The sequence below is a fragment of the Pirellulales bacterium genome (genome assembly GCA_035546535.1).
Classification (GTDB): Bacteria; Planctomycetota; Planctomycetia; order Pirellulales; family JACPPG01; genus JACPPG01.
In genome coordinates, this window is the sequence record DASZWQ010000141.1 from 1 (window position 1) to 15,943 (window position 15,943).

15 protein-coding genes and 1 other RNA gene are annotated in these 15,943 nt (G+C 62.6%); 4 read left to right on the top strand and 12 right to left on the bottom strand.

Features of this window, described 5'->3' with window-relative positions; genetic code table 11:
- Positions 1 to 212: 212 nt before the first annotated feature.
- Entirely contained in the window at positions 213 to 917 is a 705-nt protein-coding gene (locus VHD36_16800; protein ID HVU88986.1) for a hypothetical protein, read from the top strand.
- 410 nt (positions 918 to 1,327) lie between these two features.
- On the opposite strand, the gene VHD36_16805 is transcribed toward VHD36_16800, so the two are convergent.
- The 3 genes from VHD36_16805 to thiC form a co-directional block, all read right to left on the bottom strand.
- Positions 1,328 to 1,861, bottom strand: a complete 534-nt coding sequence (locus tag VHD36_16805) for a ferritin (protein HVU88987.1) — start codon at positions 1,859 to 1,861, stop codon at positions 1,328 to 1,330.
- 95 nt (positions 1,862 to 1,956) lie between these two features.
- Positions 1,957 to 2,568, bottom strand: coding sequence for a hypothetical protein (locus tag VHD36_16810; protein HVU88988.1), 612 nt, complete (start codon positions 2,566 to 2,568; stop codon positions 1,957 to 1,959).
- A 104-nt stretch (positions 2,569 to 2,672) separates the two neighbouring features.
- Positions 2,673 to 4,034: a phosphomethylpyrimidine synthase ThiC gene (gene thiC / locus VHD36_16815; protein HVU88989.1), complete on the bottom strand. Its 1,362-nt coding sequence runs from the start codon at positions 4,032 to 4,034 to the stop codon at positions 2,673 to 2,675.
- Between the two features lie 563 nt (positions 4,035 to 4,597).
- Between thiC and VHD36_16820 the strand changes: the two genes are divergently transcribed.
- A complete protein-coding gene (locus VHD36_16820) occupies positions 4,598 to 5,065 on the top strand; it encodes a hypothetical protein (GenBank protein ID HVU88990.1) in 468 nt (155 codons plus the stop codon).
- Here VHD36_16820 and VHD36_16825 read toward each other — a convergent pair.
- The 5 genes from VHD36_16825 to VHD36_16845 form a co-directional block, all read right to left on the bottom strand.
- On the bottom strand, positions 5,019 to 5,441 hold the full coding sequence (locus tag VHD36_16825) for a cobalamin B12-binding domain-containing protein (protein HVU88991.1): 423 nt from the start codon (positions 5,439 to 5,441) through the stop codon (positions 5,019 to 5,021). The two genes, VHD36_16820 and VHD36_16825, sit on opposite strands and share 47 nt — an antisense overlap.
- Before the next feature lie 142 nt (positions 5,442 to 5,583).
- Positions 5,584 to 6,027: a CBS domain-containing protein gene (locus VHD36_16830; GenBank protein ID HVU88992.1), complete on the bottom strand. Its 444-nt coding sequence runs from the start codon at positions 6,025 to 6,027 to the stop codon at positions 5,584 to 5,586.
- A 256-nt stretch (positions 6,028 to 6,283) separates the two neighbouring features.
- Entirely contained in the window at positions 6,284 to 7,465 is a 1,182-nt protein-coding gene (locus tag VHD36_16835) for a DUF1080 domain-containing protein (GenBank protein ID HVU88993.1), read from the bottom strand.
- 93 nt (positions 7,466 to 7,558) lie between these two features.
- Positions 7,559 to 9,205 carry a site-2 protease family protein gene (locus VHD36_16840; protein HVU88994.1) on the bottom strand — a complete coding sequence of 549 codons (1,647 nt, stop codon included), beginning with the start codon at positions 9,203 to 9,205 and terminating at the stop codon, positions 7,559 to 7,561.
- Positions 9,206 to 9,294: 89 nt separating this feature from the next.
- A complete protein-coding gene (locus VHD36_16845) occupies positions 9,295 to 10,077 on the bottom strand; it encodes an alpha/beta hydrolase-fold protein (protein ID HVU88995.1) in 783 nt (260 codons plus the stop codon).
- Positions 10,078 to 10,259: 182 nt separating this feature from the next.
- On the opposite strand from VHD36_16845, the gene VHD36_16850 reads away from it, so the two are divergent.
- Complete coding sequence (locus VHD36_16850; protein HVU88996.1) at positions 10,260 to 11,339, top strand: hypothetical protein; 1,080 nt, start codon at positions 10,260 to 10,262, stop codon at positions 11,337 to 11,339.
- A gap of 16 nt (positions 11,340 to 11,355) precedes the next feature.
- On the opposite strand, the gene VHD36_16855 is transcribed toward VHD36_16850, so the two are convergent.
- The 4 genes from VHD36_16855 to VHD36_16870 all read right to left on the bottom strand — a co-directional run bounded on the left by VHD36_16855 (position 11,356) and on the right by VHD36_16870 (position 14,949).
- Positions 11,356 to 12,168 (bottom strand): hypothetical protein, encoded by an 813-nt coding sequence (locus VHD36_16855; protein ID HVU88997.1) that lies wholly within the window; start codon positions 12,166 to 12,168, stop codon positions 11,356 to 11,358.
- The gene (locus VHD36_16860; GenBank protein HVU88998.1) at positions 12,165 to 12,749 is read right to left on the bottom strand and encodes an RNA polymerase sigma factor; all 585 of its coding nucleotides are present in this window, start codon (positions 12,747 to 12,749) and stop codon (positions 12,165 to 12,167) included. The genes VHD36_16855 and VHD36_16860 overlap by 4 nt, the downstream gene beginning before the upstream one ends.
- 369 nt (positions 12,750 to 13,118) lie before the next feature.
- A complete protein-coding gene (locus VHD36_16865) occupies positions 13,119 to 14,072 on the bottom strand; it encodes a DUF1559 domain-containing protein (protein HVU88999.1) in 954 nt (317 codons plus the stop codon).
- 241 nt (positions 14,073 to 14,313) lie between these two features.
- Positions 14,314 to 14,949, bottom strand: coding sequence for a sigma-70 family RNA polymerase sigma factor (locus tag VHD36_16870; protein HVU89000.1), 636 nt, complete (start codon positions 14,947 to 14,949; stop codon positions 14,314 to 14,316).
- Between the two features lie 447 nt (positions 14,950 to 15,396).
- Here VHD36_16870 and ssrA point away from each other — a divergent pair.
- Positions 15,397 to 15,760, top strand: a transfer-messenger RNA (tmRNA) gene (gene ssrA, locus VHD36_16875).
- Positions 15,761 to 15,943 lie beyond the last annotated feature (183 nt).

The window sequence follows — 15,943 nt, forward strand, 5'->3', positions numbered from 1 at the left end:
TGGAATGGCTCCTGCATTGCGTCCGCTGAGCGACCACGGCCTATCCTTGAATTAGACGTTTGGTAAGCTTCGCGTTGTCTCGCGAGCGCCGGCAAGAAAACCAGGTTGTGCCAACCACTCGGCCCATGGCGATGGTTGAAACCATCGGCCAGAGCACACGAATTGCGATCGCTCCGACGCGGATCCCTTCTCTCCCTTCTGGAATCAGACTTATGACCGTCCCTGCCGCCAAGGTGAAGGCTCTTTGTACATCGGCCGAGGCTTCGTTAGTACGCACCAGCCGTAAGGCCGACCTGGCGCGACTCGACCGTGCCGAGGTCAAAAAACTGGCTGACCGCGCGCGAGCCTTGCGCGACAAATGGCGCGACCTGAACCGCCGCCAACCGCGCGGCAAGGCGGCCAACGCCGAAGCAGCGACGAATTCCAACCTGAAGGAAGAGATCTTTCGCGAAGCACAAGATCGCTTCGACGCCCGCCTGGCGCAGTTGGACAAGGGGGACGCGGCTCCCGCGGGCAAGTCACGCCCTAAGATCACCAAAGAGCGCCGCGCGGCCGAGCATCGCGCGACGCGCGCCGCGGTGCGCAAAGGGATGGCTGCCGCCGAGAATTTGATCAATGTCGAGAAGCGTCGCGAAGTGCCGGCGCCGAAAGCGAAGAAAACTGCTGTACCCGAACAGGAGGCGGTGGCAACTCCGGCCCCCCCGATAAAGAAGGGCGCCTCGCGCCTGAAGGCCCCGCCCGTCAAGCCGACCAAGGGCCGGCCTCCTGTGCAACTGGGCATCAGCAAAGGGAAGCAGCGTCAAGCCGTCACCGCGGCCAAGCAAGCCCGCGTCGCCAAGAGCGGTAAAACGACCCGGCTGCGGGCACATATCAAATCGCAAGGCAAACGCACGCAGGCACGCCGCGACGCGAAGTGAGCGCGCGTTCGATTCACAACGGTTCCGAAGCCTCAATAGGGTGCCACGGGTGGCTCGTCCAGGATGCGTTGTGCATGACAGCGCACAGCCACCCATGGAATGCGCGAGTCGCCTGTGGCGAGCGTCGATGTCACAAGCCCTGCGCAGGGGCGACATTGGAAATTGTTCGCCCCTCGCAATCTCGATACGGCCTCTACCGGGGCTGACGACGAAGACTTTGATCCCGTTCCGTAGGCTCGCGCCCACGGCGACACGATCTCGCCCCTAGGGGGACTGAATGCACGGGAGGCTGACGCCTCTCAGCGCGGAGGCAATGCAAAATGCTTTCCGCCTCACTTGGCCGTCCGACACCGCGGCTGCGTTCTTTTCGCGTTCATCACTCATCACTCCGCGATCAGCGCTTCTTCCGCTCAGCCGCTGGCGCTCGTGCGACGTCCTTTGCCGCCGGTTTGGCCTTCGACGCGGCCGCCCAATTCGCGATCGATATCCAAGAGCGCGGCCGGGTCACCTTTGACCAGGTGGAACTTGCCCACGATTTCGCGGGCGGTCTCTTCTTCTTCCACTTGCTCGTTGATGAACCATTGCAACTCGACCAGGGCCGAGAAGGCCTTTTCCTTGAGGGCGAGCTCGTACAGGTCGTCGATCTTCTTGCTGACCTGCTGCTCCTGCTCGAACGCCTGCTCGAAGACCGAGGCGATCGATGCGAAGCTCGTGTCGGGCTTCGTCACGCTCTTCAGCTCGGCATCGCCGTCGCGGGCCAGCAAGAAATCCAGCAGCCGCATGCCGTGGCCGTACTCCTCCTCGGACTGCACCCGCAGCCAGTGGGCACAGCCGATGAAGTTCTGCCGCTGGCAGAAGATCGACATCGCCAGATAGGTGTACGACGAGCTGAGCTCGGCATTGATCTGCTCGTTAATGGCTTGCTGAACGTTCTTGGAAAGCATGGCTCGAAACTCCCAACGGCCGCGGCTACTGCGAAAACGTTATGGTATCGCGAGTTAGGGCAGGTAGGTCAAGGGGAGTGTGGGGCAGCGTCTTGTCACGTATTGGCTGAACCGTCATAAGGAACGACAAACGACCAATGCTGCTCTTGCAAGTCCTCTTTGCTTGGGTTGCACTCGACATAACTGATAGCCCGGCGGATCTCTGTGTCGCCTGTTAAGTAGCAAATCCACTGCTTACGTGCCCAGGGTGTCGCGAGCCGCCCGTTCCGGTACGGTGCATTGGCGAACGGATGTAAACCGCGCCGGGTCAATTCCGTGGTCGCCGCCCCTTTGAGTAGGTTCGTCGCTTGCTCGGCTTTGTAGCGCGCACGGCCGATCACCAGATGTGTATGCCGAGGCATGATCGCGCAGGCGAAAACTCGTAAAGCCGAGCGGGCAACGAACAAGGCGAAGCCGGCGCCCACGGCTTGCGCTTGTCTTCCGGTGAATACGACCGGGCGCCGTGCGAGTGCAGCTTTGGCGCGCTCGCGGCTTGTTCGGTCATGCGGTACCGCGGCGACCGAGCGGCGCGTGGTGACTTTCGTGGCTGCGCCGCCGGCGACGTACAGTTCCCACGAGCGGACGTAATCGGACCACGACCCGCGTGGGTCGTTGGGGAGCCAGAACCCATAATTCGTGATGATTACGTGGTACGCGGCGACGGGCATGGTATGTCACGTGCGGCCGATGAATAACACGGGCGCCCCTGTGGGGCGGCTCAAAAATACTGGCGCCCCTGCGGGGCTGCCGTTAAACGTTGAATGACGCTCGGTTAGCGGCCGTCCCGCAGGGACGCCGTCGCCTCCAACTCCACGACCGCCGGCGTCAGCGGCGCTTCGGCCGCCATTTCGCGGATTTGCTCGGTGATTTTCATCGAGCAATATTTCGGGCCGCACATGCTGCAGAAATGCGCGCTTTTGAACGTGTCCTGCGGCAGCGTTTCGTCGTGCATCCGCCGGGCGGTTTCCGGGTCGAGCGACAGCCGGAACTGCTCGTTCCAGTCAAACGCGAACCGGGCACGCGACAGCGCGTCGTCGCGGTCGCGGGCGCCGGGGCGGTGCCGGGCCAGGTCGGCCGCGTGGGCCGCGATCTTATAGGCGATCACCCCCTGCCGCACGTCGTCCTGCTCGGGCAAGCCCAGGTGCTCCTTGGGCGTGACGTAGCACAGCATGGCCGCGCCGCTCCAGCCGGCCAAGGCCGCGCCGATGGCGCTTGTGATATGGTCGTAGCCCGGCGCGATATCGGTCACCAACGGGCCCAGCACGTAGAACGGAGCCTCGTGGCACCACTCGATCTGCTTCTTGATGTTCATGTCGATCTGGTCCATGGGGATATGGCCCGGCCCTTCGACCATGACCTGCGTCCCCTTCGCCCAACCGCGTTTGACCAGATCGCCCAAAACCTTCAGCTCGGCAAACTGGGCATCGTCACTGGCGTCGGCAATCGAGCCGGGCCGCAGCCCGTCGCCCAGGCTCCAGGTCACGTCGTACTGGCGCATGATGTCGCACAGGTCTTCGAAGTGCGTGAAGAGCGGGTTTTGCTGGCGGTGGGCCATCATCCACTTGGCAATTAGCGATCCGCCACGGCTGACAATGCCGGTGACGCGGCCCATAGTCAGGTGCAGGTGCTCGAGCAGCACGCCGCAATGGACGGTCATGTAGTCGACGCCCTGCTTGGCCTGATGCTCGACCATGTCGAGGAAGTGCTGCGGCCGCATATCCTCGATCTCGCCCCCCAGCTCTTCGAGCATCTGGTAAATGGGGACGGTGCCGATCGGGACGGGCGAGGCGGCGATGATCGCCTCGCGAATGCGGTTGATGTCCTTGCCGGTCGACAGGTCCATAACCGTGTCGGAACCGAAATGGACGGCCGTGTGCAGCTTTTCCAGCTCGCCCGCGGCGTCGCTGGTGACGGCCGAGTTGCCGATATTGGCGTTAATCTTTGTCTTGGCGGCAATGCCGATGCACATCGGCTCGAGCCGGCCGGCCAGGTGGACCGTGTTGGCGGGAATGACCATGCGGCCGCGGGCCACCTCGTCGCGAATCAGCTCCGCGGTCAATTGCTCGCGCTCGGCCACATATTCCATCTCGGGCGTGATCGTACCGGCCCGAGCGCTTTCAAACTGGGTTGCCACTGGCGACGGCCTCCGTGTAGCAAGAAAAGATGCGTGCGGCCGAACCGAAGTTGAAGCAAGACAAAAGGTTCGGCCCTGTTCCGGTCATCGTATCGGCGCGGGCGCGTTTGTCAAATGTGGTGCTGTTTTGGCCGCGGGGACTGCACGGCAGCGCTGGAGATACGTCGTGGCGCCGGTGGACGGCGCGCCTAGTTAGCCGGGGGGCTCGCCCCCCGTTTCGGCGCCGCCGGAAAAGGAAGCGGCCCGCAAGCGGGCCGGCTAAGTAAAGGAAGCAGTAGTCCCGGCGGCCGAAGCGTTCTCGCGCCGGCGGTCCGCGCCGCGCCGGGCTGACGCCTGTCTTTCTCCGCACTCCAGGAAAGTTCGGAAAAAAATCGAAATCGTCGCCCGCCTCGAATCCAGGCGACGATACACCGATACACGAAGCGAGCAGGCGGCCCCTACACGCTCGGTTCCGTCGGGCGGCGGAACTTCTTCCCTGATTGCTGTGGGCCGCACGCGTCTCGGCTCGGCTTCGTCACGTGTCTCGCGTTTCTGGTTCTGGATCGTTGCGCAAAGCGGGTTTTATGTCGAACGATGTGACTGTCGAAACGGTGGGCCCGACGGCCGGCGAAGTAGTCGAGGTCGTGACGGGCGTGGGCCGGCCGGTGGGGGGCGCCGAGGGGGAGACGCGCGAAGTGTGGCGCGTCGTGGCGGTCGACGGTTCGACGCGCGTTTTTCAGACCAAGCCGGCCGTCGAGTCGCAGGGCAAGCGATCCGCCGGCCGGCGCGTGACACCGTGCGATCTGCGTAGCAAGGCAGGGCCCGCGAAGCCGCTCTTTGCGTCGGGAAACACTGCACTGCCGACGTTGGTGGCCGAGGGGAATCCGGCGGCCGCCCTGCAGGCTGACACGGAATTGAGCGTCGAGCTGACGAGCGTGACGCAGGCGTGGCCGTCCTTGTCGCCAGGCATCCGCGGGGCGGTGATGGCGCTGATTCGCGCGGCATCTAAGGGCCGGCCGACACGCCCGGCCTCGGCACCGCGCCCCGAATAAAGTCGGCGATCTCGGTCAGACCCGCGCCGGGGGTGAAGACTTTGCCGACCCCCATCTCGATCAGACGCGGAATATCGCCGGCCGGAATGATCCCGCCCACGATCACCAGCACGTGCGAGAGCCCGCGCGCTTTCAACGCGTCGATCAGCACCGGCACGAGCGTTTGATGAGCGCCCGAGAGAAGGCTGATGCCCACGACGTCGGCGTCTTCATCCTCGACCGCGCGGACCACGGCCTCGGGCGTTTGCCACAGGCCGGTATAGATGACTTCCATGCCGGCATCGCGGAGCGCCCGGGCGACGACCTGGATGCCGCGATCATGCCCGTCGAGCCCGATCTTGGCTAGAACTACGCGGATAGGTCGAACGTCGGTCATGCGGCGGGTGGTACGTGAGTAGACGAAGGCAGAAGCGACGAATTGAGTCTAAATGGGCGCGCCTGGGTGCTCAAGGGGCGCGGGGAATGGCGCGCAACTCCACACCCTTCACTACCAAATCGCCAAATGCCGCACCGGCCCGTCACCCCTGAATGTACGTCTTCAGGTAGTGGTTTTCGAGAACGCACTGCTCGTGGTGCGATTTGACCAGGTCGCCGATCGAGACCAGACCGACCAGGTCTTCGCCCTGCACGATGGGCAGGTGACGCATGCGGCGCTCAGTCATGAGCTGCATGGTCTGTTCGATCGAATCACCGGGCGCGGCGGTGACCACGTCGCACGTCATGGCGGCCGTGATCGGCGTCTCTTCGAGCGGGCTGCGGCGCGCGGCGCACGCGCGAAGGATATCGCGCTCGGTGATGATTCCCACCATGCGGTCTTGCGTGCTGTCGCCACGGCGCCCCATCACGACCAAAGATCCGCAGTTGCATTTGACGAGCTTCTGGACGACGTCGTCCAGCGTGGCCGATTCGTCGATCGTGTAGACGTGCGTTCCTTTGACATTGAGAATGTCTTGCAGCGTCATCGCGGGCTCCCTCGAAAATGGGCGTGGGCGAAATGCGTTGCGACGCTCTCCGCCTCTCTGTTCCGCGTGAGCGAATGCTCCTCAAAAAGCATACTCTGCGCGCGGTCGTGCCGTCAAAGAAGTTTGCGGCGAGATTGCCAGCCATCCGCTGGACGGCTAGTCGTCGTGACTGGGCGCCCGCGCTTGTGAAAAAAAGTACAAGCAGGCGGCGGATCGACCATCACGCGTCACGTTGCCGATCGTGCAGCATACGCGATCAACGAGCCGGCATCTCGGCGATGCGAATCTTGCGGAACGACAGATCAGTGGTCCGATCGTGTCCCTGGATCGCTAGCGTGCCGGCTTTGAGCCGTAGCCCATCGCGGGCGTTTTCGTTCGGTGGGCGCGTGTCGGTAAAGTCGCTCACCTGGTAGCCGTTGACCCAGGCCGCCATGTGATCGCCCGAGACGACCAACGTCTTGTGAAACCAGACGAAGTCGTCCGGCACAACCTTACGAGCTTTTTGACGGTTGTAGATGCCGCCGGTGCCGTAATCCATCGGTCGAGCACGATCGAGCAGAAAGCCGTTTTGAATCTGGCTTTCGTAGCCTTGCCAGAAACCACCGGGAATCGTGCGGAAGAAGATCCCTGAGTTCAAGAACTTGCCGTTCGAGAAGATATCAAGCTGCAAGACGAAGTCGGCCCATTGCCCTTCGGTCTCGATCTGGCCGTTGCCGTTCTTGACGTTCAGGTCACCCTCGGGCGTGACAGTGAAGACGCTCTTCTTGTCGGGGAAGACCTTCCAGCCCGTCAGGTCGCGGCCGTTGAAGATCGATTCCAAGCCGAGCGGCCGGAGCTTGATGTTGCGAAACGCCACGGGGCCCTTGTTCAGTTGCAGCCCGATGCGGCCGCGACCCAAGGGCGCGGGGTCGGTGTAGTCGAGCACTTGCCGGCCATCGACCTTGACGACGAAGTGGCCGCCGCGGGCCGTGACCTCGAACGATTGCCAATCGTCGCTGTGAAGATATTCGGTAGCCTTTTGCCGGCCGACGAAGCTGCCTGTGTAGAAGGGGCTGGTATCGGGATCGGCGATGTTGAGCTCGTAGCAATCCTTGGCCGGATCGGTCGGCACGGCCGGCGTGCGCAAGAAGACGCCACTATTGGTGCCGCGCGGTGCGCGGAATTCGAGCTTCAGCTCGTAGTCGGCAAACTCGCTGGTCGTGGCCAACAGGCCCGGCTCGCCGGACGAGACCGTGATCGCGCCGTCGGCAACTTTCCAGTCAGCCTTCTTTTCGGCGTGCCAGCCAAAGGTGGTTTCGCCGTCGAAGAGCAGAATCCAGCCGTCATCGAGCTCTTCCGGCGTGAGTGTGTTAGGTGCGGCAGCTATCGCCGTCGTGGCGAAGCACGCGGCCGAAACGAATACGGAAGCAAGAATCGCGCGACGAAGAGAGCAAATCATGGGGGACTCGCGGCAAGTGGGCGGGATGGAAGATCAGGCGGGACGAGTGCGACAAGTCTAAATGCTGCGGTACCGAGCGGCAAGGATTGCAGATTAAGGGGCGTCTGCTTCCCCGGTTTCCGTGGTGACCGGCGAAGGAGACCAATGGAACTGGGGTGGCTCAGGGACTTCCATGATCACGTGTGTGATTACCAGCGATGCCACGGCCAGCACCGCCGAAAGGATCAACAGCCGGAAGCGGCGCTCGCTGCGCAACAGCGAGATGCAGGTCGTTATCAAACTCGCGAACCAGAAGAGGACTACAAGAAGAGCGCACACAACGGCTGGCCCGGTGTGATAGATGTCCTGTCGAGGGTCGATCGCCAGCAACCACCGACCGGCAATAGCCAGCGTCAGGCAGGCACTCGCCAAGGCAACAGTCACCCAGCCAAAGAATCGCCCTCGCGAGACCGGCTCGGGACGTTCGGGCTTCGCGGGAGCCTGTTCGAGGATCTTTTGTTCGTCAGACGCGGAGAAAACATCGGGTAGCGCAGCGGTTGCCCGGCGAATCGGGGCCAGCGCGCTTGTCACGAATGCGGCCCGCGTTGTCTCGGAGCCAATCGTGGCGGCCTCGGCTTGGACCAATTCTTCGGCTTCGGTGATAAGGACTCGGGCGCGGTCATAGTTGCCCGCGATGGCAACTCGTTCGGCTGTAATCGCGAGCAAATGGCAGGTTGTCGCGCGGCACAAATATCGTGAGTGTCGCTGGATAAGGTCGCGATACTGAGATTCGGCGTCGCCATCGGTCTGAGAGCCAAACTGGAAATGGGCAACTTCTGCCTCGGCAAGCCAGTCGGCACGCTCGGCAGCGACAGCGCGGCGATGCATGTCGTCCACGAGCGGTTGCACGTCGAAACCCCGACCATGATCGTGGTAGGCGCGAAGCGCGTCGCAATAAATCCGCACGGCACCATCATCTGCGGGGTGAGCGATAGCCTGGTCGAGCAGTTCATCGGCGTCCGGCCGCTCTTCGACAACGGCGATCGCAGCCGAAACCAAGGGCATAAGCACGTCCAATACCGCGGTCTTCCCCGCGCCGCGCGATTCGGCCCTGGCCAGCGATTCCGCCGCTGCCACTGGATCGGAAAGCTGCGTTTCAACGAGCGCCGTGCAGGCGTCGTAGACCGCCGCGCCGTCGGACTGCCCCAAGTCGGCTAGCAGCTCAGCGACGGATTTCATGCTTTTCAATGAGGCGCCAAGCTGTGGCGTTTTTTGTTGTGCGCCGTAGCGGACAATATCCAGCAACTGCCGGGCATCGTTATCCAGCTCGATGTGGCGACCCCGCGCGCGAAACGGGACAAGGCACACAAGCGCGAGTAGGGCCGAAATTCCAATCCAAGTTGTGAGAATATCAGAGTCGACTCCCGCGAAATGGAGTGCCAGGCCGACGGCCAGTCCCAGCAATGTCGCCACCGGTCCACCTAGAATGAAGCAGAATTGCTGACGTGGTTGGCGTCCGATGCGTTCCGACAGATGCAGCGTCAACCCCATGGTGATAGGGCGCGCGATGTAGAAGACGCTTCGGCCGATGCGCGCTTGAAACCAAGGCCGTCGAATCCCCACGCCCCATGACAACACGCGCAAGTTCATCAGCCGGGCGGCAATCGCGTGACCCGTTTCGTGCAGCACGATCGCCAGCACGTTGAGAGGAACAAGCGCGAGGACAACGACAAGCCACGAATCGGGCCAGAGAAAGGACATGCTCGCCGTCGGCATGAGTGAACGTCGTGTTCGGTTTGCAGCGGACCAGCCACCCACTGCCATCACTCTAACGACCCATAGTGCGGCCGTCATCTTGGCCGAGAATCCGCGGCCACATCGCGCGCGTGCTCCTGGAAGAACCGCACGATCAGGGCCGGGGCTTCTTTCGGAAAGACGTGGCCACCCGGGTGAATGAAGGCCACCAGGGGCGTGCCGGCTTTCGACGGATAGCTCGTGCAACCCGGCGCCCACTCGGTTCCCTTGTCACTGCAGCCGTTCAGCTTGCGGACGTCGGCCAGGGTCGCCTGCTGCAAAGCGAAGGGAGCAATGCGGTCCTGCACGCCGGCGACGTGGAAGACCGGCAGCGGCTTCGACAATTCCACCTGACCCCGTGGAGCTGACGACGGCGCGACCGCCGCGAAAAGGTCGGGGTGCGTGCTCCACAACAGGTACGTGAAAATCGCGCCGTTGGAATGGCCCGTGGCGTAGATTCGGTTCTCGTCGACGCGGTACTTCTCCTTGATCGTGGCCAGCATGTCGTCGAACAGTTTCAAATCGCGATCATCCTGGGCACCGGCCGAGATCTGCCAGCCGGGGCGCTTGCCCTGCGGATCGATCCGCGTCGGTGTATTCAGTCCCTGTGGATAGACCACGATCGCCTCGGGCCAGACGTCCTCGAGATGGAACGACCGATCCGCGTTCTTGCTGCTACCGCCGTGGCCGTGGAAAACGAACACGAGCGGCGCCGGCTCGGTCGTCTTGCCTCGTGGTGCATAGACCAGAGCCTCGCGCTTCGTATCGTCGACCGTCCAATGGAGATGCTCGGGCGTGGCGGTTAAGGCAATCGCCGCCAGGAGAATTGCAGCCTGCATGGAGGGAACTCCCAACCTTTTTTTTTGCTGATAAGCTTTCGCCTTCCGTTAGTATACGTCGCTCACATTAAACCACGGCCACGCCGGCAGGTTTCGCACCCGGCGGGTCGTGCTACGATTGCAAAAGCCGGCTTGGATATGATCCCGGGCCCTCTGCAGGATTAGGATCGAGGACACGAGCGATGCCGAGTACAAGTGGGATGAAGGGGGACGGATTCTACGATGCCAATTCTTCAGGGCAACGCGCCGCGATCGAGGCGTTGCTCTCCTGGATCGATGAAGCTGCCGAGCGGCTGGCGCTGCCCGAGGTGGGCCGGCCGCTCACGATCGCCGACTACGGCTCGTCCGAGGGAAGTAACGCCTTGCGGGCCATGCGGCAGGCGATCACGGCCTTGCGCCGTCGCGGCGCCGCGCATCCGATCTGGGCGGTGTTCAGCGATCTTTCGACCAACAACTTCAATCAACTGTTCGCCAATCTTGCCGGCGCCAAAGCGTTGCCAGCCGCGGAGGACGGCGTCTTTAGCGCCGCGATCGGGGGCTCGTTCTACGAATCGCTTTTGCCGCCGGCGACTGTTCAGCTAGCCATGTCATTCAACGCGGTGCTGTGGCTCGACCACTTGCCCGCCGAGCCGCTGGAGAATTTTGTCGTCTACCTGGGGCCACGCTCGCACCGCGCGGACATACGCGTGCCGCCGACCGTGGCCCAGGCCTTTGCCCGGCTGGCGAAAGGCAATCTCGAGCAATTCTTACGCTGCCGGGCCGGCGAATTGGCTCGCGGCGGGCGGCTCCTGGTATCGCAGCCAGGAAGTAACCAGGAATATTGCACAGGCGAAGGATTGTACGACCTGGTGCATGACGCATGTCTCGACCTGATCAGCGCCGGTCGGCTCGATCGGGCGGCGTACGCGAAGGTGACGATGCCGATCTACTTTCGCACCGTCGAGGAAATGCTCGCGCCGGTTGATGACATTACCGGTCCGCTACGTGATGCCTTTGCCGTCGAGCGGGCCGAGACGCAGGAAGTGGCGGTCCCATTCGCGGTCGAATATGAACAGTCCGGCGATTTGGCAACGTACGTAAAGCGCTACGTCGGCTTCGCCCAGGCTTTTACCGAGCCCATCCTGCGCGGCGTGCTCGATTCTGCCTACGGTCCTGAACTTGTGCCCGCGATTTACGAGCGGATGAAAGAGCGCCTGGCCGCCGAGCCGGGGCGATACGCGTTTCGCTACCTGCAGACCATTCTGCTGCTGGCGAAACGATGATCTCGCGCTCGCGCTCTTATTTCGCGGCAGGAGCCGGCTGTTGTTTGCCGGGTTCGGCCGCTTTGGCCGGTGGCACTTCGGCGGCGTATAGATAGTCCATCACGCGCGGCTCATCAAAGGGCGTCACCTCGTACAGCACCAGATTGCCCAACTCTTTCTGGAACAGGTGCAACCCACTATCGGGGCTGGGCGGAATGACGCCGTCTTCCTCGTTTTCTTTCCGGTCGACAAAAACCATGACGGGCTTGCCGTCAACGCGCGCGAGCATCGTCGTTGTATAGCGGCTCATCCCGCCGCAGTAGGCGAGCCCGACCATGCCGCTCCCTGGCGGCATGGTGGCCAGCAGCAAGCCCTGCCCTTGCCGTTCTTTGAACGTCGACGCGAAGATATGGTCGTCTTCGCAGACCCAGGTTGGTTTGAAACCTTCGGCGACGCGGGTGTTGTAGATCGTGGCCACGGGAAGCCGCGGGTTATAGACCGGCGGCCGATTGGCAGGCGAAAAGAACTGCCAGCCCAAGATCGCCCAGGCGACGACCGCGGCCACGGCCGCGGCCGCGAGCGGCAAGCGCCTTCGCCGTGGCCTTGCATAGAGAATGGTGGTGACGGTGGCCGCCTCGCGCAGCCGCGCCGCCAGATCGGTCGGCGCCGCGGGAGGAGCAAACCGATGCACGAGCACTTGATCAATGCGCTTTTGCAAAGCCAACTCGCCCGTCAACTCCGGAGATAACGCGGCCTCGCGCGCAAACGCCCTGCGCGCGGGCTCCGGCAGCGTACCGTCGAGGTACGCATCGAGCTGTTCGCGCAGGGAATTGTACGGCTGACCGCTCATAGTGGAGTTGTCTTGTCCGGTGAGTCGAGGCTAGGGGAATATCGGCCTTGCAGTCGTTGTCGCAATTGCTCGCGACCTCGGTGCACGTGACTCATAGCTGTTCCCTGCGGAATCTGCAGGGCTTCGGCGATTTCGGCGTAGGACAATTGTTCGATGATCCGCAGCAGTAGACAGGCACGCCCGATGTCGCTGACGCTTTGCAGTGCTCCCAGCACTTCGTCGTCGAATTCCGTTTGCAGCTGCGCGAGATGGCCTTCTTGGCTGACGGTACTGTTGTCGCTATTGCGGTGCGTTGGCGCCAATGTACCCACGCGATCGAGCGTTAGCGGATCGGTGGGCAGGGTGCTTTGGCGGTTGGATTTTCTCAAGTGGTTCAGGGCGGTGAGCCGCACGATTTGCGACATCCAGGCCGAGAAGCTTGTTCCGGTCGTGAACTCGTCCAGTTTGCGCAGCGCCACAAGCGCCGCATCTTGCACGATGTCATCGGCCTCTGTGCGGTCACCAGTAATGGCCGCGGCAATCAACCAGAGTCGTCGGTACGAGCCGGTCAACTGCGCCGCGAACGATTCCACGTCAAGCACGGGGGAGCGCCTGCACCATCTCGTCTGCGCCGGATAATAAGCGGAAGGGTCTGCATCGCACGCTCGAGCATGGGGCACACGCGCTGCCACGGTTTTAAAACAAGTGCGTAGCCGGCCGCCCGTGGAGACCTGGGCTGGAGGGCTCGCCACGTCATGGTCGGCTACGCACCTGGGCCCCGCTGCGGGCAGGGCCTATTTCATAACACACCGGGCGGGATCCCGCGTACCGCCATACACCAATGTCGCCAGCGAGGCAAAGCCTTGCAGTAAAATGGCGAAAAACTCGCCACCGCCGGGCGGATGCCCTCACCGCCGGGACGCATCGCGCCTGTTTCGAATGCCCCAACCCCTTGCCGAATTTACCTGTGCCTAATTGCGAGGCGTACTAACCGGTTCGGCGCCGGAGCGGGTCGAAAGTGCGTTGTAGACCGCGCCATCGAGCGAAGTTGGCAGGAATTCGACATGCCCATCGGCAAAAAGAAAATTCACGCCGGCCCCGTGCAGGCTATAAAACTGATTGATTTCACTCTGCGGGCTTCCTGGACCATTGGCGCCAGCGTAGCCCAGGATCATGCCCGAACTAGGCTTCTTATTAGGCAGTGAGATCTCGCCTTCGGTCGGGTCCGGAAATAGCGAGGCCCCGGTAACGGCCCCGACCCAGGTCCCCTCGCCAATGACATAGGCACGCTCGCCGACCGCGATGGTTTGGGAGGCGCCGTCGACAATATCCGCAAAGCGAAGCCGGCTGTTGCGAAAGAACAGCCCATCGCCGATCGGACTGGCGTCGGTCGGCCCCATCATGCCCATGTAGGGTGCGAATGCTACTTTGCAAATCAAACGGGTCGGATTGCCGCTGGCGTCGCGCACTTCGGCTGGCCAGGCGGGATATGAGATCTCGTTCGCCGGGCACAATAGCGTCGGCATTGTGGTCTGTCGGGCCGACTTGTTCGAGGGATCCTCGATCGGCAGGGACATGTTCAGTCCGCTCCAAAGCCCTGTCTGCTCGAGTTGTGGCAAGATCATCGAGCACCACCCCCAGCCCGGCCCCGTTTCGACGCCGGCCGGCGTCAGGTTGGTGATATAGCCCGGCGGCAGCACTGATTGGGCGTCGTGATAAGCAACGAGAGCCAGGCCAATTTGCTTGAGATTATTGGTGCATTGGGTGCGTCGCGCGGCGGCACGCGCCGCCTGTACGGCCGGTAGCAGTAGTGAAATGAGAATGCCGATGATGGCAATCGTTACCAGCAGCTCGACCAGGCTGAAGGCGCGCGGTGATCTGCGATTGCCCCGCGTCCGATCGGCTGGTTGCTCGCGGCAAGCCATTCCCGCTTCCCCTGCCCGCGTGCCCTGCTCTGCGCACACCCCTGAAGGACGCAGTGATCAACCGATCGCACGCGAGCGTGTCCGTTGCCTTCAGGCAGATACGCACGACCGCAGCCTTCGGATGTACCGCGATGATTAAGATTTCCTAATGATAGCCGCGGTTTTTAGGGTTCGCAAAGGAAATTGCCAAGCGGCAGGCCGCGGTTACGCGGTCGACCGCGTAACGCCAGTCAAGGGCCGGCTAAGACGAGGTTTCTCGCAGCCCTTGCAATGACTTTCGCAGCGCGCGAATTCCCAGCAGGATTCTCGTCTTTGCCGTACCCAGTGGAATCGATTGGAATTCGGCGATCTGTTGATGCGTTAGCCCGTTGAAGTACGACAGCGCAATGGCCGAACGCTGCTCCTCAGGCAGCTTGTCCAGGGCCACGCGAACGCGCTGCGCCGATTCGACACGAACCAACTCGGCAAGCGGGTCGATAGGACGGGCTTCGGTCTGAACGAGCGATCCCGTCGCATCCGGGCGCCGGCGACGCACGAAATCGAGCAGCCGCGAACGCGCCAGCAGCATAAGCCATACTTCGGGGCTGGACCGCTCGGCCGAGTATTGATGGGCCGAACGCCAGACCTGATGAAACGTATCCTGTAGCACGTCCTCGGCATCGGCACGATGCCGCAAGGCGCGAATGAGAACACCTAGAATCCGCGAAGCATGACGATCGTAAAACGCCGCATAGGCCGAGCGATCGCCGGCGTTGATGTCGGCGAGCAACTGCTCGTCGATCGCCTGGCCTCCCGAGAATCGCGTTGCCGGCGACGCACCGTTAGGCCGCGGAACCCTGGGGCGTGGCGACGGGGACGTTGTTTCGGAATTGATCACGGAAGCGTCCTGATCGCGCGTCGGCGTCGGCCGTCTGGAGGCTGTGCTCGCCCTCAGCGTAGGTTTGCGGTTCGATTCCATGGTCGAGAATCTCGTGTTCGCCATGAATCTGCCCGCCTGGAAGGCCCGTACTTGAAGCAGCCCCCCAGTTTGGTTGCGAGGTTGCCGAGCGCGCGCCACGCCTGCGCCTCGCCACAGACAAATGTCTTGCCGCGCCTGGTTTCTTGCAGGAATCTTTGCCGCTGGCGTGCGCGCTGGCTTTGTCCGGCAAGCGGCGCAAATTGGTGAGAAGAGGGTCCTGCAGAAGGTCTGCGGCACCCTCCTCTGGCAGTTATCGACGAAGGGTGCCCCTTCCCAAACCGGCCATGTTCGACCGTTCGCGCGCTGGTATGATGGTGATGTCGCGATCGAGGGCGCCTTGCCCAAAGGTGCCCTCCGCTACAACCCGGGGGCGAACAGGGTTCGACCGGACAGGTTGAAGCGCATGCGGCGTGCCGTGGTTGGTCAGTTGGCCACGTAAAAAGCTGACCAATATCTTCAATTGCCGAAGATAGCTTTGCTCTGGCTGCCTAAGAACTAGACAGCCCCGACTGCGGGTCTTCGTCGGAGAGGCCCAAAAGTTGGTCACCAATTCCGAACCGGCTCGGGTCACCGCCGGGTACGCCCGAGCTTAAAACCGTTCCTGGCTTGCCCGCGATGCACCCGGTCGACAGGGGGCGCAAGGGTTAAAGCGGAAATGAGTCGACTACGCACGTAGAAGCAGGCGTGGAAATGTTACGGGACGCGGGTTCGATTCCCGCCGCCTCCATTTTTGGGCATCTTTGCCCTTCGATGACACCGAGTGCCCCTCGGCGTCGTAACCCCTGCTCCGGCAGGGGTTTTTTATTGCCGCGTCAGCAGCTTGTTGACTCGCACCATTGCCGGCGGGTGACCCCGAATGTCCCCCAAGGGGCTCTGAAGTGCTGCTATAACGCTGCTCCCGACTGGCGGCGGG